Here is a 20625-nt window from a genome sequence, read left to right as displayed (position 1 = left end):
GGCCAGTGCTCTGTTGCGATCGTGTCAACCACAGGTCGCTACCGGATAATAGGGGTGTCAAGGGGCTGGTGGACCACCTAGGCAGACATACGGGTCCATACCTTAGTAGCCGGTCATCTCCAGATAGCCGACCCCCTTGGCATCTCCCTCCACCGTTACCGCCCCCTCCCAGTAGTCAAAGCGACCTGTCATGGCCTGATTGGGCTGACGGGCCTTGATGGTGAGGGTCATCCCGGCGGCGTTTAGCTGCCACTCGATGGGGTAATCCTGCCCCTTGGGGCCGCGCCAGGTGTTGCCCGGCGTAAGGCGAATCGTGTCGGGGGCGAGCACCCGGCTGCTGCCATTCCGCTCAATCAAAATGCCGTAACGGTTTTCTGGCTCGGTGCTGCCCGCCTTGGTGCGCAGGCGAAACAGCATCAGCTCGCGGCCATCGGCCAGTTGCAGCGAAAACCAGTCCCAGCCTGATTGCCACTCGGCCAATACCGAGCTGCTCCATTCGTGATCAAACCAGCCTTGTCCGGTCACGGTGCGGGTCTCGCCATCGCGAGTCAGGGTGCCGCGAAGAGTGAGGCGCGGGTAGGAGTAGTAAAAGGAGGCGTTGCCCGGGCTCTTCTCGCTGTAACCGGCTTTGCCTTGCAGCACCAGCGGCTTGGCGGCATTTACGGTGAGGTTCAGCTCGCCAATCTTGCTCTGCACCTTGAGGGTGGCGGGGAACAGCGCGGCCCCTTGCGAGGCAAGTCGCCACTCCCTGAGCCAATATTGGCCGCCGTTGGCTCCCGCCAGTCCCGGTCCCTGCCGACTGGCCCGTTCATCTTGCTGGTGGCTGCCACGGTCGAGATCCGTGATGGCAAATTGGGCCAGCCAGAGCTGGGGAGTGAGCCAGGGGTTGCTGGTGCGGAGTTCTTGCTCGATCCCTTGGCGAAACAGGGTCCACTGCATGCCATATTCGCGCCCCTGCTCATCCTTGAGGTTGCCGGTGAGATACCACCACTCGGAGCGGTAATCGGGGTGGGCGGCGTGATCCTCCGGCAATTGGATGGTTTGCCCCGGCAGCACCTTTTTAAAGCTGTCGCTGCCGCCGCCGAGCAGGGCGCCCAGATCACTGGCCTGCGCGCTGCCAATCATGACAGTAAGCGGGATCAAGAGGGCTGCGAGCCACAGGAGCCGTAAGGAGGACAAGCTTCCCCTCACCCTGGCCCTCTCCCGAAGGGAGAGGGGATGGTTCAATGTCGCACTGTACTCTTCTCTGCACTGAAAAAAGGGCGGTGATAGGGAAGTAGTCAATGGGATCGTCAAGCCATGGCTGAGCCAGTGCGCTAACCGATATTTCATACCACTCTCCTTGCCGCATACCAGGAGGCCAGTGCGCCACGAATCAGGTGTGAGAGCCAGCATGCTGGCGTATCTCGCGGTTGTTGGCTCATACCACTCTTCTTGCTGCATACCAGGAGGCCAATGCGCCACATACCGGCGCTAGCAACAGGGCCGTGCCCGCATGCAGGGGGGCGGCTTCGAAGGCGAGGCGCCAACCAAAGGCGCGGGGATTGACCACCTCGATCAGCACCCAGGCGAGGCCATACCCCACCGGCAGAGCCAGCAGGGCGGTGAGTAGCCCCAATCCCGCCCCTTGCCACACCAGCAGCTGGCGGCAGTGGCGGGGGCTCAAGCCCAGACTCTGCAAGGTTTGCAGCTCGCCACGGCGCGCCAGCCCCAGCACCATAAAAGCCGAGCCGATCCCGACAAAGGCGATGCCGAGGATCAGCAGTTTCAATAGCTCGGTCACCACAAAGGTCTGGTCAAACACCTTGAGCGCCGCGCTGTGAATGGCGGGGGCGGAGAGCAGATTGAGCCGCTCGCCAAAGCGCTCGCGCAGGCGGTCGGCCAACTGCTCGGGGTCGTCGCTAAACAGGGCGAGGGATTGCACCGCCCCCGCCTCGAAGGCGTGCAGGAGTTGCCCCTTGTCGCTGCCGTAGTCCTGATAGACGCCGGTGACGGTGAACTGCCTTGGCCCCTGCTCGCCGCTGATCGCCAGCTGCTGGCCCACCTTGACCCCGAGGCGCACCGTCAGCGGTTCGCTCGCCAGCACCTCGTCAGGGCGGGTCGGCCAGCGTCCGGCCAGCAGCGGATAGGCCGCTTTAAGCTGGGGGATAAAGTCCATCTGCGCCCACTCGATGGGCTGCCCCTGCCAGCGGGCAGGGTGAACCGAGCGGCGCGAGGCGGCGCTCACCAGTGGATTGGCGAGCAGGGACTCGAGGGTCGTGTCGCTCAAGGTGCCCTTGTTGCCCGCCACCCCCTTGGGGGCGGTGACATAGAGATCGGCGGCGAGACGCTGGCCGAGCCAGATCTCCACGCTTGAGCGAAAACTCGACACCATGACTCCGATGCCGATGGCAGCGGCGATGGCCAGCTGCAATGCCATCACCGCGATGGCGGTGCGATCGAGGTGATAGAGGGTCTCGGCCACCCCGAGGCGGGCGGTGAGGGGGCCGCCCGCGCGCCGTCGCAGCCAGCCAAGCAGGCCGCGCAGGGCATCGGGCAGCCAGAGCGCCATGGCCAGCAGCCAGCCTCCGGCGATAAAGAGGGCGCCGGTCAGACCGGTTTGCGGCAGCCACAGGCAGAGGGCGCACAGCAGCAAGATGGCGATGGCCAGCACGCGCCGTCGCCACGGGTGCGCGGGGGGGCGGCTGCTGCCGGCACGCAGTTCTAGGGGGGATTGGCGCAGCAGTTGCCACCAGCCGGGCAGGTTGGCAGCCAGCGTGCCGAGCAGCCCGATCAACAGCGCCTTGAACAGGCTCACAGGGGAGAGGCGCAACAGATCGATGGGGTTGGGCCCATAGAGATCGGCCAGCGCCTGGGTCAGTTGCCCCATTAGTGCCAGCGCCAACAGGCTGCCGAGCAGCACCCCGAGCAGGGTGCCGATAGTGGCGAGAATAAGTAGCTCCAGGATGAGCCAGCGGAGCACCCGGCTCGGCCCCATCCCCAGAATGATCAGCTGGGCCAGTTGGGGGCGGCGCACGCTCTGCACGAAACGCTGGGCGTTGAACACCAGAAACAATCCCACCGCCATGGCGAGCAATGACAGCGCCGTCAGGTTAAGGGCCAGCGCATCGCCAAGCTGGCTGGCATCGAGCGCCGGGCTGATGGGCTCAAGCCACAGGGGCTGGTTAGGGTAACGGGTTTGCAGGGCTGCCTGCAGGGTGCGAGCCTCGGCGTCACTTAGCTTGAAGACGATGCGATCGAGCCGACCCGCTTTGCCCAGCAGCGGTTGGGCGAGGCCAATATCGGTGACCAGCAGCCGCTCCATGGGCACGGCGCCGGGTTCGAAGGTGCCCGCCAGCGTCAGGGTCAGGGGGCGGGCGCTTGCGCCATCGCTGCCGCCCAATACAAAGCGGCGGCTCTGGCCCGCTTGCCAGCCAAGGCGATCTGCCTCAGGGGCCGCCAGCCAGATGCTGTCGGCACGGTTTAAGGAGAAGGCGGGTTCGCTCGCGAGTTGGGCGCCAAACAGCTGGCGCAGGGGGCCGGGGTTGAAGAGATCCATCCCCAGCAGTTGAAAGCTGCGCCCCTCTTCATCCTTGAGCCAGCCATGGAGCTGGGGCATGGCATCGAGGGCGGGCTGGCTGGTCACCAGTTGCACGTAAAGCTGTTCATCCAGCCCGCCAGCGGGGGCCAGCCGGTAGTTGGCTTCCCCTGCCAGCTGGCTGCGGGCGGCGACGAAGTTGGTGCGGGCACTGTGATTGAGCAGCTCGATGGCCACCATCAGCGACACCCCCAATACCAGCCCGGCCAGACTCATCAGCAGCAACCAGGGGTGGCTGCGATAGAGGCGCAGCAGCGCTTTGAGTGGCAGCATCAGCGAGCCTCCGACAGACGCAGTCGCCGCTTAGTCATGACGGGGCCCCTTGAGTTCGATAAGTTGACCCCCTTCGAGGCGCAGCACCCTGTCGGCCAGCGCGGCATAGGCGGGGTTGTGGCTCACCAGCAGCAAGCCTGCGCCGGTGCCCCGCACCGCCGCGATCATTAACTCCATCACCTGTTCGGCATTGTGTTCATCTAGGCTGCCGGTGGGTTCGTCGGCGAGCAGCCACTGGGGCTGATGGATGAGGGCGCGGGCCAGCGCCACCCGCTGACGCTGACCGCCGGAGAGCTGCTCCGGCCAGGCATGGCGCTTGTGGCTCATATCGAGCCGTTGCAGCAACTGGTCAATCCTGGCTTCATCCGGGGGCAAGCCGTTGATGGCCAGCGGCAGGGCCAGATTCTCGGCCACGTTCAGGGTCGGCAGCAGGTTGAAATCTTGATAGACGATACCGAAATGGCGGCCCCGCAGGCGCGCCCGTTCGTCGGGTGAGCGGGTGTCGATTCGGGTCTCCCCCAGCCAGATCTCCCCCTCGTCCGGCGCAATCAGCCCGGCGATCAGATTGAGCAGGGTCGACTTGCCGCAGCCGCTTTGGCCCAGCAGCAGGGTGATCTCGCCAGCGGGGAGGGCGAGATCGAGATGGTGGAACAACGGCAGTCGTTCACTGCCGTTATCGAAGCTCTTGCAAAGGTTGCGCAGGGTCAGCATGGGGTAACCGTTTGATGGTCAATGGCTTTCATCATGCGTGGTACGCTAGCACGGCCGGTAATGATCAACACCCCTTACGGTTGATCAAGAGTGCCAGTTAGTGATCAAGGCGGCAAAAGAGCAGTGGATCCTCGCTGGATCCCGCTTGCCCGAGGTGGTTAGAATAGGGGCTTCCATGGGTCACAGGATGAGCAAGGATGTTACACAAGCAAGTCAGTTTTATCATCGATAGCAAGGGCAACAAGCAGGCTGCCGTCGTCCCCATCGAGATCTACAACGAGCTGATGACCCTGCAAAAGGCGCTCTCTGACAACCGGCCGGGGGAGCGCGAGCTCTACCACTTCAACGGCAAAGGGGCCGAGGCCCACGGTTATCCGGTGGGCAAGCGGCAAAATCCGGGCTTTATGGTGCTGGCCGGTTCCACCGCCAATGGCGAGGATGCCGCCTCTTTGCGCGAAGCGGTGATCGAACTGCGGCTGGAGTTGCTGCAAAAGGGGATCATTGTGCCCCGCAGTCAGGGCGGCTTTGTCTTTACCGCCGATCAGCTGTTCAACAGCCCGAGCCTGGCCGCCAGTCTGGTAGCGGGCAATAACCGCAGCGGTCTGGATGCCTGGCAAAACAGCGCTGGCTATACCCTCAAGCAGTCGGGTTTCGGCAAGAAATAACCCGGCGTCTCGACAGCACACTAATTAAGCGTTAATTGACCTGGATGAATTTTTCTTTTCATCCAGGTGCTAGCATCGTTGCCAGATGGTTCTAAAAGGAAGAGACCATGTCTGCGCTCACCCCTATTATTTTGCTGCTTTCCCTGTTTATCCCTCCCGCACATGCCAGTAGTGGCCCTGTTGTGTTGACATCCTCCGCCATCGGACTTTTTTGTGTCGGATTGTTTGTGTTGGCCTATGCCCTGGTGATGGCTGAAGAGTATCTGCAACTGCGCAAGTCCAAACCCGTGCTGGTGGCCGCCGGGGTGATCTGGATCCTGATCGGTATCGCCTATGCACAGCAGGGGATGAGCCCTGTCGCCGAGCAGGCATTTCGCCATACCCTGCTGGAATATGCCGAGCTGATGTTGTTCCTGCTGGTGGCGATGACCTACATCAATGCCATGGAGGATCGGCGGCTGTTCGATGCCCTGCGTGCCTGGCTGGTACGCTCGGGGTTTCACTTGCGCACCATGTTCTGGTTGACCGGGGGGCTTGCCTTTTGTATTTCGCCAGTGGCAGACAACCTGACCACTGCGCTGCTGATGTGCGCCGTGGTGTTGAAGGTAGCCAACGGTGATCGGCGTTTTGTCAATCTTGCCTGCATCAATATCGTGATCGCCGCCAACGCCGGTGGGGCGTTCAGTCCCTTTGGCGATATCACCACCCTGATGGTGTGGCAGGCGGGCAAGGTGCAATTTGGCCAGTTCTTTGCCCTGCTTATTCCCTCTCTGCTCAACTTTCTGGTGCCCGCCATCCTGATGAGTCTGATGGTGCCGCGTCATGTGCCGGAGGCTGATAACGAGGTGGTCGATCTCAAGCGTGGTGCCCGCCGCATCGTCGTGCTGTTCTTGCTGACCATCATCACGGCGGTGCTATGCCACAGTTTCCTCCATCTGCCGCCCGTACTGGGCATGATGCTGGGGTTGGGCTATCTGCAGTTCTTCGGCTTCTATTTGCGCAAGTCGCTGCCGCGCTCTCTTGCCCGCAAGCGGGCGCTATATGAACGCAATGGCGATGATGTGCGGTTGCGTAGTCTGGGGTCTGTCGTGCCATTTGACGTGTTCAACAAGGTGGCCAAGGCGGAGTGGGATACCCTGCTCTTCTTCTACGGGGTGGTGATGTGTGTCGGTGGTCTGGGTTTTATGGGGTATCTGGAGCTGGTGTCACACTGGCTGTATGCCGGTGGGGATCCCACCATGGCCAACATCTTCATCGGGGTGTTGTCGGCCATCGTGGATAACATTCCGGTGATGTTTGCCGTGCTGTCGATGAACCCGGATATGGCGCTGGGGCAGTGGCTGCTGGTGACCCTGACCGCCGGGGTGGGGGGCAGCCTGCTCTCCATCGGATCTGCGGCCGGGGTGGCCCTGATGGGGCAGGCCCACGGCATGTATACCTTTTTTGGCCACCTGAAGTGGCTGCCTGCCATCGTGCTCGGTTATCTGGTGAGCATAGGGGCGCATCTATTGCTCAATCGCGCCATGTTCTGAACCGGTATTACGTCATAACCAGCGAGGCCCCGTAGATGCGGGGCCTCGTTGATCCAGACGCAAGGATCGTGGTCGGTGCAGGAGAAGGGGGGCTACTCTCCTCGCTTGCCCGTCAGCAGCCAGTAACTCAGGGTGGAACCCACGCCGCAGCAGGCGATGGCGATGGCCATGGGCAGCGGCGATTGAGGCGGATTGAGGTTGACCAGAATGCCGACCACGGCGCCGATACCAAAGCGCAGGGTGCCCGCCAGTGCCGAGGCGGTGCCGGCAGATTGCGGGAAGTGGCCCATCAGGCCGGTCATGGCGTTGGCGCCCACCAGACTGATATGGCCGATAAAGAGCACCACCGGAATGACGATGCCCCACAGGCCGCCGGTCTGGCTCCAGGCGTTGTAGATCAGCAGGGCGCCCGCGCAGGGCAGCACTAGCAGGCCGTATTGCAGCATCCGCTCGGCGCCCACCCCTTTCACCAGTCGGCTGTTAACGAAGGTGACCACCATCATCAGCAGGATATTGAGGCCAAACAGCCAGCCGTAGTGCTCGGTCGGCACCTTGAAGTACTCGATATAGACGTAAGGGGAGCCGCTTAAGAAGGCGAACATGCCGGAGCTGGAGAGGGAGCCGCACAGCACATAGCCCATGGCGCCGTGATGGGAGAGCACGCCCCAGTAGTTCTTGAGGATCTGGCCGAGATTGAGAGGCTGGCGGTGCTCGGGTTTCAGGGTCTCCTGAATTTTCCATTGCATCACCAGACAGACCAGCAGGCTGATCCCCACCAACAGCCAGAAGATCACCCGCCAGCTGGTGTGGGCACTGATATAGCCGCCCACCACGGGGGCCACCAGCGGCGCCAGGGTCATCACCAGAATGACGAACGACATGGCGCGAGAAAACGCATCCTTCTCGAACAGGTCGCGCAGCAGGGCATTGACCACCACCGAGCCTGCCGCGCCGCCCGCGGCTTGCAACATCCGATAGGCCAGCAATTCGGGCAGGGAGTCCGCCATGGCGCAGCCGACCGAGGCGATGGCAAACATGGTGAGCCCCGCCAGGATCACCGGCTTGCGGCCATAGCTGTCGGCCAGCGGGCCGTAGAAGAGCTGACCGATGGCAAAGCCGCCCAGAAAGGCGCTGATGGTGAGCTGGGCGCCGTCGATGCTGGTGGCCAGATCCCGGGCAATGGCAGGAATGGCGGGTAGATACATATCCACCGCTAGCGGGGTCAGGCCCGCCAGGGCACCCAGCAGGATAAACAGAAAACGGGGGGAGAGGGCGGCAGCCTGAGCAGTGGGCGATTGGGGCATAGGGTGTCCAGTGATGCGAAACGTCGGGTTGAAAAGCGCGAAAAAAGCAGTCTATCAGTTTTGTCGCGCCGATGGATCCGGTATGGCGAGCCAGAGTCCGGGCTCGGCGGCAAAGCGTGAGGCAAACCAGTGCTGATGCACCGCAGTGGGCATCTCGCTCGCGCCGATGGGGCGGCGACTGAGGCGGCAGGCCCCTTGGGTCAGCGCGAGGCTTACATCCCCCTTATACCAACCATCGGTGACGGCCAAGGCTGTGGTTTCCCGCAGCAATCTTACGCCCCACTGGGTCACCAGCGCCGGACACGCTTTTTCTGCCAATTTTGCCGCCTGTACCATGGCGGGCGGACGGGGCAGGGTGAAGGTCGTGCCGAGCAGCAGCAATCCGGCCACTGCAGCCAGCTTCTCGCCACGACGTGGCAGCCAGCCTGCCAGCAGCACGATACCGAGCAGGGTGATGGGGGCCAGATGGCGGGGATTGTCGGGATTCTGGCCAAACAGGGTCCAGAGCAGCAGGGCGAGCCAGTAGAGCGACCAGAGCGGCGAGAGGGTAGTGGCTTGGCCTTTTGAGTTTTGCCAAAGCGGCAGCACCAGCAAGGCTCCGACAGCCAAGGGCCAGAGCGGGGTGAGCTGATCGTTGAAGGTGTTTGCCCAGCTCAGCAGCCGATCGCCGTGGGCCGCCGCCGTGTTGCCCCAGAGGGTAAAGTGGCCGTCGGTAAAGCGCCGTCCCTCGCTGAAATAGGCCCAGCCATCGGCTTGCCAGACAAACAGCAGGCAGGCTAGCCCAACCAGCGCGATGGGGAGCACAAACCTGACGCGCGTTCCCTTTTGCGCCATCCCGAGCCACAGAGGCAGCAGGGCCAGCACGAAGTAGGAGGGGCGCAGGGCCAGCAACAGACCGAGTAACAGACCTGCCAGCGCAATTCTGCGCTGCTGCAAGGCCAAGAGCGCGCCCAGCCAGGCGGCGAGCGCGGGCCCGTCCGAGAGGCCGGAGAGCGCCAGCGTCGGGGTGAGCGGCAGGGCCAGCACCAGCAGCCAGACCGGCGCCAGCAGGCTTGGCCGTTGCCATAATTTCACCGCCAGCCAGGCGGCGAGCGGCGCCAGCAAACTGCTGCCCAAGAGGCTTGCCCACTGCACCGCGCGGGCCGGATCGTCCACCACCAGATTGATCAGCCGCGCCAGCCAGATAAAGGCGGGGTAGCCCGGAAAGTGAGGGGAGAACTCCAGCACGCTAAAGCGCGTCACCCCGTGGGCGAAATTGAGGGCATCGTCGGAATCGAGCGCCACCGGGAAGGCCAGCAGCCAGCCGAGCCAGGCCAGTTGCAGCAGGATCAGCAAGTAGGGTCGATTAGCGAAGCGTAATCGGCCGTGGTGACGCCCCCCTTCTCCCCTTGCGGGAGAAGGGCCGGGGATGAGGGGGGCTGTCGTCATCATTGAGAGGCCATCAAAGCGGCGCCAGCACGGCCATCAGCGCTTTTTCTGCATCGCTAAAGGCGGCGGCATCGGCGGGCTTGGCGCCCACCCCGAATACCCCCGGGTTACCGATGGCATCCAGCACCTTGGCCAGCGCCTGTTCGGCTGCCTTGCGATCCCCTTCACTGAGTGATGGGAGGATCAGATCGAGGAAGCGCTTGCTCTTGACCACCAGAACCTTGGCGGTCTGGTAGTCGCCAAGGTTCTGGCTGGCCCCTTCGAGGCGGCGCTCGATCTCCGCCTTGTAGGCCCGATTGAGCAGGGCGGCGGTGGCGGCGGCATCTTTGGTCTTGATGGCCGCGGCCAGCGGCGCTTGCAGTTCTACCTTGTGGTGCTGTTCCAGATAGATCAGCTCGTCGGCAATCTCGCTCAAGGTGGCGCTGGCATCCTTGCCGTCAGTGGCGGCGGTCAGCAGTGCCTCGCGGGCGTCGATCAGCGGTTCCTTGCCGGCGGCGGCGTAGGAGTATGCCTGCGCCTGACCGCTCAGGGTCAGCAGCAGGGTGAGGGCGAGTAAACCCGGGCGGATGGTCATCCTGTTCTCCTTACTTATGCCAAGAGGTTATGCCAATGGCGCGGCCCTCAGGCCACGCTCTGGGTCTCGATCACGGTATTTTCGTTGCGCTGGTTGAAGGTGTTGCGGCGTCTGCCTACCTGTTGGACACCGACAATGCTTCTCATGCCACGCTCTGGGTTTCAATCACGGTATTTTCGTTGCGATGATTGAAGATGGCGTGGCGTCTGTCCACCCCGTCGATCACCATGTCGGCGGCCATCATCCCCATCTCCATGGCGGTGTCGGTGAAGATGTAGCGGAATGTCCCCTGACGGCCGGTCATGATGAGGTTGGTGATCGGCATCAGCGCCTTGATAGCTTCGTTGCGGCGCGCCTGATAGCCAAGGTCCATCAGCGGATAGGCGTATTCGCTGCGGGCTTCGAAGGTCTCATCACCAAGCTTGGTGGTATCGACGCCAAGGCTCGCCAGATCAGCGGTAACCCGACCGCGCAGATCGGCCAGCGGTGCCTGCCAGGTGGCATCCCCCGGATTGCAGGGGATCTCCAGCATCACCGAGGTCTGACCCTGGGGCGCCATAAAGGGGCTGCGGCGGCGCGGCTCCTGCAGGCGGGTGGCCAGAATATGGGGATCGGACAGGTACTGCCAGGTGTTGTCCGACAGGTTCTCCTGTTTGAGGGGCATATTGACGAAGCGCAAGGATCGGTAGTGCAGATCGCACGGCAAGCCCAGATGCTGGCAGGTGAGCGGCAGCGGCAGGGTGGAGATCACCTGATCAAATCGCTCGCTCTGCTCAACGTCATCTTGTTTCCAATACACCCGTTCAATGCGGCCATCAGCCTGCTCAAGGCGGGTGATGGTGGCGCCGGTTTTCAGCTCAACCCTTTCTGCCACCAGCCGTTCCCCCAGGGTGGTGAAGATCTGGCCGAAGCCATATTTGGGGTAGCGGTACTTGCGGGCATAGGTGCGCACCGAGATACTCCCGTTGCGTCTTGGCAGCAGGCGACGCGCCACGTCTTTCAAATCGATGAGGCTGATGCGCTGACCGGCCCAGTCGGCGGAGAGCTTGTCCGGGTTGATGCCCCATAGTTTGCCGGTGTAACCCTCGAAGAACTGGCGGTAGAGGGTGCGACCGAAGTGACTCTGGATCCACTCGGCAAAGCTCGCCTTGGCGAAATCATCCGGCTTCTTGCTAAAGGGCAACAGCAGCAAGTCTTTCACCGCACCGGCCATCAGGGCCAGCGGCGCCGTCTTGAGCAGGTTGGGCAGGTTCAAGGGGTAGTCATAGGTGCGCCCGCCAAAGCGGATGACGCTCTTGCGCATCGCGTGGAGCAGGTCATCCCCCATCAGCTCGTCGATAAAGGCGAGCAGCTCGGGGTTCTTGGTGATAAAGCGGTGACCGCCGTAGTCAAAGCGATACTCCCCATCGCGCCCCTTGAAGGTCTGGGTGGCACACATGCCGCCCACCACCGGCTCCTGCTCGAACAGGGTGACCGCAAAACCGGCGCGGCGCAGGCGCCAGGCCGCCATCAAACCAGCGGGGCCAGCGCCCAGCACCGCAATGCTTTTCTTGTTGTTATCGCTCATGACCTATTCCGAAACTGCTTGATAGATAAGGGAACCGTGCCAGGGCGCGGCTCCAGAATGGTGTTGTTATCACTTGTCCTTGCTACCACAAGGCGGGCTCAGCCCTTGTTGGACGCGGCGTTCACCTGCGGACGATAGCTGCGCTGCCAGAGGGTAACGAAGATCGCCAGATAGATGGCCCAGGTCAGCAGCTGCAAGCCAGCGGGTGAGGCATTGTAGCCAAACAGGGCGCGCAGGAAGGTACCAAATACCCCCTGATCGTCGAGAATGTGGCTGATATCGAACACCGGCGTCGTCCAGAAGGTGATGACGTCCGCTGCCTGCAACATGTTGACGGCGGACGACAACAGGCCTGCGGCGATGATGATGATAAGCAGGCCGGTCCAGCGGAAGAAGGGGGCCAGCGCCACCTTGCGGGTGGAGCGCAGCAGCCCCCACACCAGCGCAACGGAGACCAGCAGCCCCGCCAGCGCGCCTATCAGGCCGGATTGCAGATCCACCCCTTGGCCCGAGTAGAGCAGGGCGGAGAAGAAGAGCACGGTTTCAAACCCTTCACGCATCACAGCGAGGAAGGCGAGCAGCACCAGACCAAACAGGTTGCCGCCATCGATGGCCGCATCGATGCGCGCCGTCATGGCTCCCACCTGGGATTTGGCCTGCTTTTGCATCCAGATCGCCATATAGGTGAGCACCAGAGTGGCAAACATCAGGATCCCCGCCATCAACAGGTGGTTGTAACGCTCGCTCTCGAACTGGCTCACCACCACCTGGAACAGGAAGGCGACGACAAGTGAGGCGATAAGGCCAAGCCCCACCCCCAGATAGATGAACTTGTTGTAGCGGCTCGCCCCCAGCTTGGCGAGGTAGGAGAGGCAGATGCCGACCAGCAGGAAGGCTTCCAGCCCCTCGCGCAGGGTAATGAGAAAACTTGCAAACATCAGGATTGAGGCTCCGTAGCGGGCGTGATGGAGAGAGGCTGCAGGGTCAGTTGCAGCCGATTGAGTTGCACTATGGGTGGCTCCGGCAAGCTCGGCTCGGCGGCGCGCACCGCATCATTGACCCACTTGGGGTAGGTGCGGAAATTGAGTTTGATATCGGCCTTGAAGGGCCCTTGGGCTTCTGCGGGCAGCGGCCAGACTTCATCGCGCCAGCCATCGGCCGGAATGCGGGTATCTTCCAGCAGTTTGGCGTAGCGCCAGAACTTGAGCCCCACCGGCTTGCCCTCGGCATCGCCGAACACTTTTCTGAACAGTCGCGCATCTTCTGGGACGGCGCCATCCACTGGCTGGCCGCTGGCAAGCACCAGCTTGCCGCTGGCGTCGGTGACGGTCAGCTCCAGCCAGAGTTCACGAAAATCGGCCACCCCGGTGGGCAGGGCATGGCCTGCGCCGGTATTGGCGACCCGCACCACCAGCCGCTGACTATCGGCAGCCTGTTCGATACGGGCGGAGAGGGTAGCGCTGGAGCGCAGCAGGGCCAGACTCTCCTGCTCAAGGTCGGGATTGCGCAGCCCCACCAGCTGGTGCTGGGCGCCGGTAAAGTTGTGGCGATAGAGCCGGTCTTTCATGGTGCCGTTTTCGGTGGACTGGCCCGCCACCGGCGCGCCGCCATTGCCCGGCTCCGGGTTCATATGGCAGTCGATACAGGTGCGCCGCTTGGCGGGATCCTCCGCGTTCGCGAAGCTGGATTTTTCCCACTCGTCCCAGGTGTTGACGATATTGGCGCCGGTGCCCGGGGCAAACTCGTTGTGGCACGACTTGCAAAGGGCTGCGTCGCGGTAGAAATCCTTTTGATAGGAGGCTTTGTGGGCCGCCGGACGGGCGTTGATCTGCCGCTCGGCCAGCCAGTGCTTAAGGCTGCCGCCCGCGGCATCCTCGAACACATAGCTCTCGCGGTCTTTCAAATTCACGGTAAAGGCGCTGTTGCCGCCCGCATCTTCTACCTTGGTGATGCGATGGCAGAGCACGCAGCCGGTCCCTTCCTCCACCACAGGTTCGCCCGCCTTGTGGGCAGCAATCAGCGAGGCGCCGCCCTGCTCGAACATGTGGGAGCCCTTGGGCAGATCCAGCTGGCCTGTCATCACCTGCTGGGGCATATGGCAGCCTTGGCACCACTGGCCGAACGCTTCCCCTTCGGTTTCGCGGGCCAACGCCTGCACCACCTTGTAGTAGGGATGGGAGTTGCCCATCAACCGGTGGTTGCTCTCGCTCCAATCCTTGAACGCTTGGCTGTGGCAGTTCTGGCAGGAGGCAGAGTTGAGCCACTCTTTCGGGTGAGTGGTCGGCGCCTTGGCGGGATCCGTGCGCGGGGCATCGAGTCGCAGCCAGTTGGCGAGATAGGGGAGGTTGCCATCGGCGGTGACGAAGGCGTGCAGATCCTCCATCATCGCTTTCACTTCCGGTTGGGGCCTCGTGGGGTCAACCGGCTCGGCGCCATCGCGGGTGTCATGGCCCATGCCGCCCTGGGTCTGCTGGGTCATGCGCAGGTATTCGCCGACAAAATCCCCCGCCACCATGTTGGTGAGGTTGGCGTGGCCGTTGATGGCGTTGTCGCCGCTCTTCTGGCGATGGGCCGCCATCAGATAGCGGTTGGTGAAATTGAATCCGTCCAGATGGCAGGAGTTGCAGCTCATCCAGTTGTCCCCCGCCATGGGGAAGCGTGAGTTTGCGGCGGTGTTGCCAAGGTTGAATAGCCGCTCGCCGCGCTGAAGCGGTTCGGGGCGCGGATCCGTCTCTACCAGTTTGGAGAAGTGGGGCACATCGACGGTGACCCGAGCAAACGGGCCGCTGCCGCCGCTATTGAGGCGGGTGAGATCCTGCCCCATGGCGTTGTGCACCAGAATATGGTCGCCATCGATCAGCAGATCCCGCGGATTCTGGCCCGGCAGGTGACGCAACAGCTGGGTCGCCTTGGCGCCCCCCTGAAACTTCTTGCGGCGGTGACGGTTGTTGTTGGATTTGCCGCTGCGCGACAGGTCAAACACCAGCAGATCTTCCGAGCCCGCCAGCGTCAGATAGACCCGCTTGCCGTCGGCGGCGAAGCGCGCGGCGAACGGGTTGGAGACGATCTGGCTGCGGTTGCCGACGCTGGGCAGATTGATCTGCAAAAAGAGCTGTTTTCTTTCATCGACCCGCTCTTTCTCCTCATCGAGATCGATGATGGAGACGGCCGGAAAGACAGTGCTTTGAAACTGGAAGGGGTGATCAAAGCTCCACAGCACGTGGGGCAGCCAGGCTTCGCTGCCATCGGGGGAGAGGGCGATGCCATCGAGCAGACGCGGCAATCCCTGAGAGTCGCTCGGCGTGTTGCTGTGGGTCTCGGCCAGGGTAATGAGCTTGGGCTTGGGCAGGGGAGTGCCCTTGGCGCTGTGGCCAAGCTTGGCGAGATCATAGATGGCGAGCTGGCCCGTCATGGCGTGGGTGAGCAGCAGGCGATCATCGTCGGTCAGGGCCAGCCCACGCGGAGTCTCGGCGGTTTCTGCATCCAGCTGGAGGTTGCCCGCGGTGTCGTAGGCCTGCAGGCGAGCTGATTCGAACAGCGTGACCCAGAACCACTGCCGCTTGGCATCGAAGATGACCCCGTAGGGGCGATGGCCGGTGGGAATCGCCTTTTCCAGATCGAGATCATCATCCAGCAGCAGCAGGCGATCGCCGCTGTAGTCGGTGACCAGCAGGGTGCCGTCATCGGCGCGGGCAAGCTGGCGCAGATCGCCGCCCAGCTGCACCTCCTTGAGCCGCTTTCCGCTATCGCGCTCAAGCTGGGTGACCGAGCCTGCGCTCAGGTTGGCGGTGACGAGGCGCGGGCTTTGCCCCTCCTCATAGGCGAGCATCCCGGCGCCCATCTGCTGGGCAAACGCGAAGGGGCTAGCCAGCAGCAGGACGAGGGCCAGCAGGGGTGACAAACATGCACAGAGAGATGACTTCAACATGGGATCAGGAGCGCCATTTCAAGATGGTCCAGCGCCAGGCGTGGCGCAGCACCAGAGGAGTTAACGCCAACGCGCTCAGCCAGTGGGCCCAGCTGGCGAGGCTGCCCATGGCATCGCCCGGAGTGCCGTGCAGCACCAGCAGCAGGCCGCTGGCCAGACAGACCAGCAGCAGGGCTTCGATAATCCGCCCCGTGGTGCGCAAAAAGGATTTGTTGCTGCGGCTTAACAGGTTGCGATGGGAGAGCCAGAAGGCGCCAAACAGCAGCGGAAACAGGGTGAGCGAGAGCATCACGTGGAGAAACAGATTCCAGCGCGCCAGCGACCAGATCGGGGTCAGCGGTTCCCACAGTAGCAGGCCGGAGAAGAACATCAGGTAGAGGGAGCCCTCGGCGGCCTGATGGTGATAGGCCAGCCACTGCCAGAATTGTCGGGGGGAGAGAGAAAGGCTTGTCATAACGGCTCCAGCACCCGGGCGGGGCAGCCCGGGGGGAGCAAGTTTATAACGCTGTAAGAATAATGAAAAGTGTTATCAATTGTATTGCTGGTGAATCAAGGCTGAACAAGCACAGTGATCAGGCCCGACTATTTATGATCCGCCATCCGCTCGGTCACCGCATAGATGAGCGCGGCCAGCGAGAAGGCGAGAAACACCACCACGGACCACTTCATCTCCACCTCATTGGTGATGCCATCTTCGAGAAATGCCTTGAGCACCTCCACCCCGGCGATGGTCACCAGCGAGTTGATGACGATGAGCTTGAGGGAGGCAAAGTTGATCTTGCTGAGCCAGTTGTCGCCGATAGCCTCGCGCTGCTCCTGGGTCTGGATAAATTGCACATAGCCGCAGACCGCCACCAGGATCAGCATCTGGGCCACCAGCACGAAGTCCACCAGGGTCAGCACGCCGGTGATGAGGTCCATGTAGGGGATCTCGATGATGTTGATGCAGAGCAGATAGAGCTGCATGGCAAACTTCACCATCAGCAGAGCCACGCACACCAGAATGCAGACGTAGAAGGGGAACATCATCAATCGGCTGCCATTGAGCATGAAATTGAATCGACGCATGAAAACTCCGATGTTGGGAACAGGGGTAAATAGAGTGAGTATGACGCGAGCCGCCCGCAGCGTTGTACCACTGTGGGGGCTCATTATGCCGGGTCGTCCCCTGCTTGCGCCTATAAAAAAATAAAAAGCCATCATAAAAAATAAAACCGCATCCCGCCGTCTTATTTGTGATTTTTCCCTGCCGTAACATGCCGCTTCTCGATTCCGGGGGGCGATAGCCTCCCTCCTATTTATCAGGCTCGGTCCACGCTTGTGGCCGCTTGCCAGGAGTGTTGCGATGCGTATTGGTCTGCTGTTGGGTATGGGTGTACTGGTTGCAAGCGGGGTTCAGGCTGAAGATCTGGGAGCCATTCCCGGGGAATCTGGCTTTTCCGGCAGTGTGCTGGCAGGGGCCAGCGTTGTCGAGACCCAGTCCAATTTTGCCACGGGGAGTGCAGGTAGCGAGCGGATAGACGCTCTGGGGGCTGCGGTAAAGCAACACAATGTTGCACCGGCGATCAACGGGGATCTGCGCTACACCTTTGCCTCCACCGGCAGTCAGTTGTTCCTGGGCAACCTCATTCAGGATGCCATTCGCGGCGACGGCACCCAGCAGTTCGGGCTGCGCCAGCAGCTGGGGGACAAGGGGATCGTGGCCGGTTCGCTGGTGTTCAACGCCACCCCGGTCAAGGTGTGGCGCGATCCCTTTGCGGTGGGGGTGGTACGTCAGGAGAGCGAGGTGCGCTCCCACGGTGCCCGTCTGGCGTGGGACAACATCTGGGACAGTGCGCTCAGTGGCAGCGTCACCAGCCGCGACGTCAAGGTGGATGAGGAGTCCAGTGGCGAGCAATATGGCCGTGCGGTGATGGGGATGCTGGATCGCAATGGCCGGGTCAACACCGCCGAACTCTCCTACCAGTTCCGGCTGGCAGACGATCAGTTCCTCGAGCCAGCATTGCGCTACCAGAAGGCGGATCTGGCGGGCAGTGCCGAGTCTTATGTGAGCAAGGGGTTGCAGCTCACCTACGCCAAAACCTCGCCCCGCTGGTCGTTTGTCAGCAACCTCTATCTGGGCAAACGCTACTATGACGAGGCCGACCCGCTGTTTGGCCAGCGTGCCGACAGCCGCGACATGGCCATCGATGCCACCCTCTTCTGGCACCAGCTGTTTGGCATCGCGCCGCTCTCTGCACTCCTGAGCGCCAGCTACGCCACGGCAAACTCCGGGATCGACTTTTACGACATTCGCTCCACCAGCATGACCACGGGGCTGCTCTACCGCTTCTGATCCCGGCATCCGGCAGTGAGATGAGGGCACACACAGGGGCTGGTCAATCCAGCCACTTGTTGATGGGATGGCGTGCAATTGGCATGTCAAACAGTGTGCTGGTTGGTCATCACATGCCGACAAGAGACGTTATGGCAGAGGACATTTGAGGGGCGCGCGTGGCAGGGAAGGGGGCGAACAGCAGATACGAAAAAGCCCAGCCAAAAGGCTGGGCTTTATAATGTGGCTCCCTCGACAGGACTTGAACCTGTGACATACGGATTAACAGTCCGCCGTTCTACCGACTGAACTACGAGGGAATTGGCTCCTCCTACTGGACTTGAACCAGTGACATACGGATTAACAGTCCGCCGTTCTACCGACTGAACTACGAGGGAATTGGCTCCTCCTACTGGACTTGAACCAGTGACATACGGATTAACAGTCCGCCGTTCTACCGACTGAACTAAGGAGGAATTGCCTGTCTCGTTAAGACGGGGCGAATATTAATGACCAGGGAGGCGGGTGTCAACCCGCGAACTCCCCGAAAACCGGATTTTCGGACTGTTTGCCCAAAAGTTGCGCTTTGCGGTTTATTTTCAGCACAATCAGTCCCTTGCCATTACCTTGGTCGATCGGTGAAGAGTGGATTTGTTCGGTTCGCATCAACCTGATGATGCCAGCATGATGTCGCGAACGTGCTGGCAATCAATGGAGGCTCAAATGGTAATCTTTGTGGCTAAAAGAGGGAGAGCAGGAGTCAAGATCGGCGATTTGGCGGCAAATAGGCCAAATAATGGGTCAGAATGCTTTTCATTGATCCTGCCCATCGAAAAAATGGCCCGTCTGGAGTAAGGTTACGCAGGATACCATCGCCGCGTCGACAGCCCTGCCGGCCCTTGATGATGATCGGGCGCCGGATCTCTCCGGCCTTTATCTCCCTCTTCTGGTATTACGATATACATGCACAAGCAAGCCTCTTTAAATAGCGTGAAGCTCGCCATCGCCTTACGCCAGTCCTGTATTGATGAACCTTACAGCATGGCCCGCTTCGGCCGTGATCTTATCGCCGGTGTGACGGTGGGCATCATCGCCATCCCGCTCGCCATGGCGCTGGCCATCGCCAGCGGTGTACCGCCGCAACACGGTCTCTATACCGCCATCATCGCCGGTATCGTGATCGCCGTGACCGGTGGCTCCCGTTACTCTATCTCCGGCCCGACCGCCGCCTTTGTGGTGATCCTCTATCCGGTCGCCCAGCAGTTCGGGGTTGGCGGTCTGTTGATGGCGACGCTCATCTCCGGCCTCTTTCTGGTGGCGATGGGGATGGCCCGTCTTGGCCGCCTCATCGAGTACATTCCGCCGTCAGTGACGCTGGGCTTTACCGGTGGTATTGCCATCGTGATCGCCACCTTGCAGATCAAGGACTTCTTTGGTCTGAGCGTGCCCGAGATGCCAGAAACCTATCTGGGCAAGGTTGAGGCGCTGGCCGCCGCCCTGCCAAGCTGGCAGTGGGGCGATACCCTGGTGGGGGTCGCAACGCTGGCCGTGCTGCTGCTCTGGCCGCGGCTGCGCCTGCCAGTGCCCGGCCACCTGCCCGCCGTGCTGGTCGGGGTGGGGCTGGGTTTTGGCCTCCATTACTTCGGGGTGGATGTGGCCACCATCGGCAGCAAGTTCAGCTACACATTGGCCGATGGCACCGTGGGGATGGGGATCCCTCCCATCGCGCCGACCCTGGTGATGCCCTGGGCCTTGCCCGGGCCGGATGGCGCCCCTGTGGCGTGGGAGCTGGCCGCCCTTGAGCGGTTGCTGCCTGCCGCTTTCTCCATGGCGATGCTGGGGGCGATCGAATCGCTGCTCTGCGCCGTGGTGCTCGATGGCATGACCGGTCGCAAACACAGCTCCAACGCCGAGCTGGTGGGGCAGGGGCTTGGCAACATCTTCGCCCCGTTCTTTGGCGGCATTACTGCCACCGCCGCCATCGCTCGTTCTGCCGCCAACGTCCGCGCCGGGGCGACGTCACCCATCTCGGGGGTCGTCCATGCGCTGGTGGTGCTAGCCGCCATTCTGGTGCTGGCCCCTTGGCTCTCCTGGTTGCCGCTCTCGGCCATGGCTGCCTTGTTGCTGATCGTGGCCTGGAACATGAGTGAAGCGCACAAGGTGGTGGAGCTGATCCGCCGCGCCCCCAAATCCGATGTGCTGGTACTGCTGGTCTGCCTGTCACTCACCGTTATCTTCGACATGGTCATCGCCATCACCTTCGGGGTGATCCTGGCGTCCCTGCTCTTTATGCGCGAAATCGCCAAGATGACCAAGCTGCACGATTTGGCCGAGCACAAGCGCTATGCCCATGAGGTGCCGGACAACGGTCTGCTTTACAAGATCAATGGCCCGCTCTTCTTTGCTGCGGCCGAACGGGTCTTTGCCGAGCTGGAAGCGCAAGTGAAAGGACACAAGGTGCTGGTGTTGCAGATGGAGGCGGTCTCCATCCTCGATGCGGGCGGCCTGTCAGCCTTCCTTCAGTTTGGCAAGCTGATGGCCAAAGCCGGTGTCGAGTTGCGAGTGGCCGAACTGCAGTTCCAGCCGCTCAAGACCCTGGCCCGCGCCAAGGTGCGACCACAGCCCGGCAAGCTGGAGTTTTACGGCTCGCTGGAAGAGGCACTCAAAGGTGAACATTTGCACGAAGCGGCAGTAAATTGATTGAAAGGGATACGAAACGGCATATTTTTGGTCACTTGGTTCGGATATTGAG

At 61.9% G+C, this 20625-nt stretch carries 15 protein-coding genes and 3 tRNA genes; 4 read left to right on the top strand and 14 right to left on the bottom strand.

The genetic code is table 11. From position 1 onward, the window contains the following. Window positions 1-102: 102 nt before the first annotated feature. From BSP75_RS09895 to BSP75_RS09885, 3 genes are all read right to left on the bottom strand, one after another. Window positions 103-1143, bottom strand: coding sequence for a lipocalin-like domain-containing protein (locus BSP75_RS09895; RefSeq protein WP_171971588.1), 1041 nt, complete (start codon window positions 1141-1143; stop codon window positions 103-105). Window positions 1144-1420: 277 nt separating this feature from the next. Beyond that, complete coding sequence (locus BSP75_RS09890; protein ID WP_075113033.1) at window positions 1421-3850, bottom strand: FtsX-like permease family protein; 2430 nt, start codon at window positions 3848-3850, stop codon at window positions 1421-1423. Window positions 3851-3880: 30 nt separating this feature from the next. Beyond that, complete coding sequence (locus tag BSP75_RS09885; protein WP_075113032.1) at window positions 3881-4561, bottom strand: ABC transporter ATP-binding protein; 681 nt, start codon at window positions 4559-4561, stop codon at window positions 3881-3883. A gap of 197 nt (window positions 4562-4758) precedes the next feature. On the opposite strand from BSP75_RS09885, the gene BSP75_RS09880 reads away from it, so the two are divergent. Both BSP75_RS09880 and nhaD read left to right on the top strand, forming a co-directional pair. After that, window positions 4759-5226: a DUF4357 domain-containing protein gene (locus tag BSP75_RS09880; protein WP_042059795.1), complete on the top strand. Its 468-nt coding sequence runs from the start codon at window positions 4759-4761 to the stop codon at window positions 5224-5226. 107 nt (window positions 5227-5333) lie between these two features. Beyond that, complete coding sequence (gene nhaD / locus BSP75_RS09875; RefSeq protein ID WP_075113031.1) at window positions 5334-6758, top strand: sodium:proton antiporter NhaD; 1425 nt, start codon at window positions 5334-5336, stop codon at window positions 6756-6758. Between the two features lie 92 nt (window positions 6759-6850). Here nhaD and BSP75_RS09870 read toward each other — a convergent pair whose 3' ends face one another. The 8 genes from BSP75_RS09870 to BSP75_RS09835 form a co-directional block, all read right to left on the bottom strand. After that, entirely contained in the window at window positions 6851-8062 is a 1212-nt protein-coding gene (locus tag BSP75_RS09870) for a Bcr/CflA family multidrug efflux MFS transporter (RefSeq protein ID WP_075113030.1), read from the bottom strand. Between the two features lie 54 nt (window positions 8063-8116). Next, complete coding sequence (locus BSP75_RS09865; RefSeq protein ID WP_075113029.1) at window positions 8117-9397, bottom strand: hypothetical protein; 1281 nt, start codon at window positions 9395-9397, stop codon at window positions 8117-8119. A gap of 106 nt (window positions 9398-9503) precedes the next feature. Continuing rightward, window positions 9504-10064, bottom strand: coding sequence for a hypothetical protein (locus BSP75_RS09860; protein WP_075113028.1), 561 nt, complete (start codon window positions 10062-10064; stop codon window positions 9504-9506). Window positions 10065-10206: 142 nt separating this feature from the next. Beyond that, window positions 10207-11631, bottom strand: a complete 1425-nt coding sequence (locus BSP75_RS09855; protein ID WP_075113027.1) for an FAD-dependent oxidoreductase — start codon at window positions 11629-11631, stop codon at window positions 10207-10209. A gap of 98 nt (window positions 11632-11729) precedes the next feature. Continuing rightward, on the bottom strand, window positions 11730-12569 hold the full coding sequence (locus tag BSP75_RS09850; protein ID WP_075113026.1) for an FTR1 family protein: 840 nt from the start codon (window positions 12567-12569) through the stop codon (window positions 11730-11732). Next, window positions 12569-15559 carry a hypothetical protein gene (locus BSP75_RS09845; protein ID WP_075113025.1) on the bottom strand — a complete coding sequence of 997 codons (2991 nt, stop codon included), beginning with the start codon at window positions 15557-15559 and terminating at the stop codon, window positions 12569-12571. Before BSP75_RS09845 ends, BSP75_RS09850 begins: the two co-directional genes overlap by 1 nt. Window positions 15560-15563: 4 nt before the next feature. Beyond that, entirely contained in the window at window positions 15564-16013 is a 450-nt protein-coding gene (locus BSP75_RS09840) for a hypothetical protein (RefSeq protein WP_075113024.1), read from the bottom strand. A gap of 128 nt (window positions 16014-16141) precedes the next feature. Next, window positions 16142-16627 carry a YqhA family protein gene (locus BSP75_RS09835; RefSeq protein WP_042657617.1) on the bottom strand — a complete coding sequence of 162 codons (486 nt, stop codon included), beginning with the start codon at window positions 16625-16627 and terminating at the stop codon, window positions 16142-16144. A 277-nt stretch (window positions 16628-16904) separates the two neighbouring features. Between BSP75_RS09835 and BSP75_RS09830 the strand changes: the two genes are divergently transcribed. Then, window positions 16905-17894 carry a DUF2860 family protein gene (locus BSP75_RS09830; RefSeq protein WP_075113023.1) on the top strand — a complete coding sequence of 330 codons (990 nt, stop codon included), beginning with the start codon at window positions 16905-16907 and terminating at the stop codon, window positions 17892-17894. A 223-nt stretch (window positions 17895-18117) separates the two neighbouring features. On the opposite strand, the gene BSP75_RS09825 is transcribed toward BSP75_RS09830, so the two are convergent. The 3 genes from BSP75_RS09825 to BSP75_RS09815 form a co-directional block, all read right to left on the bottom strand. After that, window positions 18118-18193: transfer RNA gene (locus tag BSP75_RS09825), tRNA-Asn, on the bottom strand. A gap of 2 nt (window positions 18194-18195) precedes the next feature. Beyond that, window positions 18196-18270: transfer RNA gene (locus tag BSP75_RS09820), tRNA-Asn, on the bottom strand. Between the two features lie 3 nt (window positions 18271-18273). Then, window positions 18274-18349: transfer RNA gene (locus BSP75_RS09815), tRNA-Asn, on the bottom strand. Between the two features lie 487 nt (window positions 18350-18836). Between BSP75_RS09815 and dauA the strand changes: the two genes are divergently transcribed. Continuing rightward, window positions 18837-20573, top strand: coding sequence for a C4-dicarboxylic acid transporter DauA (gene dauA / locus BSP75_RS09810; protein ID WP_075113022.1), 1737 nt, complete (start codon window positions 18837-18839; stop codon window positions 20571-20573). Window positions 20574-20625: the final 52 nt, after the last annotated feature.

Source organism: Aeromonas sp. YN13HZO-058, assembly GCF_001921245.1.
Lineage (GTDB): Bacteria > Pseudomonadota > Gammaproteobacteria > Enterobacterales > Aeromonadaceae > Aeromonas > Aeromonas allosaccharophila.
The sequence above is the reverse complement of the archived record's forward strand: the minus strand, read 5'-3'. Positions and strand labels throughout refer to the sequence as shown.

What these genes read in the sequence shown, in the direction of transcription:
- BSP75_RS09890 (WP_075113033.1), bottom strand. Translation starts at nt 3,850, where the DNA reads ATGCTGCCACTCAAAGCGCTGCTGCGCCTCTATCGCAGCCACCCCTGG.
- BSP75_RS09885 (WP_075113032.1), bottom strand. Translation starts at nt 4,561, where the DNA reads ATGCTGACCCTGCGCAACCTTTGCAAGAGCTTCGATAACGGCAGTGAA.
- BSP75_RS09880 (WP_042059795.1), top strand. Translation starts at nt 4,759, where the DNA reads ATGTTACACAAGCAAGTCAGTTTTATCATCGATAGCAAGGGCAACAAG.
- nhaD (WP_075113031.1), top strand. Translation starts at nt 5,334, where the DNA reads ATGTCTGCGCTCACCCCTATTATTTTGCTGCTTTCCCTGTTTATCCCT.
- BSP75_RS09870 (WP_075113030.1), bottom strand. Translation starts at nt 8,062, where the DNA reads ATGCCCCAATCGCCCACTGCTCAGGCTGCCGCCCTCTCCCCCCGTTTT.
- BSP75_RS09860 (WP_075113028.1), bottom strand. Translation starts at nt 10,064, where the DNA reads ATGACCATCCGCCCGGGTTTACTCGCCCTCACCCTGCTGCTGACCCTG.
- BSP75_RS09855 (WP_075113027.1), bottom strand. Translation starts at nt 11,631, where the DNA reads ATGAGCGATAACAACAAGAAAAGCATTGCGGTGCTGGGCGCTGGCCCC.
- BSP75_RS09850 (WP_075113026.1), bottom strand. Translation starts at nt 12,569, where the DNA reads ATGTTTGCAAGTTTTCTCATTACCCTGCGCGAGGGGCTGGAAGCCTTC.
- BSP75_RS09845 (WP_075113025.1), bottom strand. Translation starts at nt 15,559, where the DNA reads ATGTTGAAGTCATCTCTCTGTGCATGTTTGTCACCCCTGCTGGCCCTC.
- BSP75_RS09840 (WP_075113024.1), bottom strand. Translation starts at nt 16,013, where the DNA reads ATGACAAGCCTTTCTCTCTCCCCCCGACAATTCTGGCAGTGGCTGGCC.
- BSP75_RS09835 (WP_042657617.1), bottom strand. Translation starts at nt 16,627, where the DNA reads ATGCGTCGATTCAATTTCATGCTCAATGGCAGCCGATTGATGATGTTC.
- BSP75_RS09830 (WP_075113023.1), top strand. Translation starts at nt 16,905, where the DNA reads ATGCGTATTGGTCTGCTGTTGGGTATGGGTGTACTGGTTGCAAGCGGG.
- dauA (WP_075113022.1), top strand. Translation starts at nt 18,837, where the DNA reads ATGCACAAGCAAGCCTCTTTAAATAGCGTGAAGCTCGCCATCGCCTTA.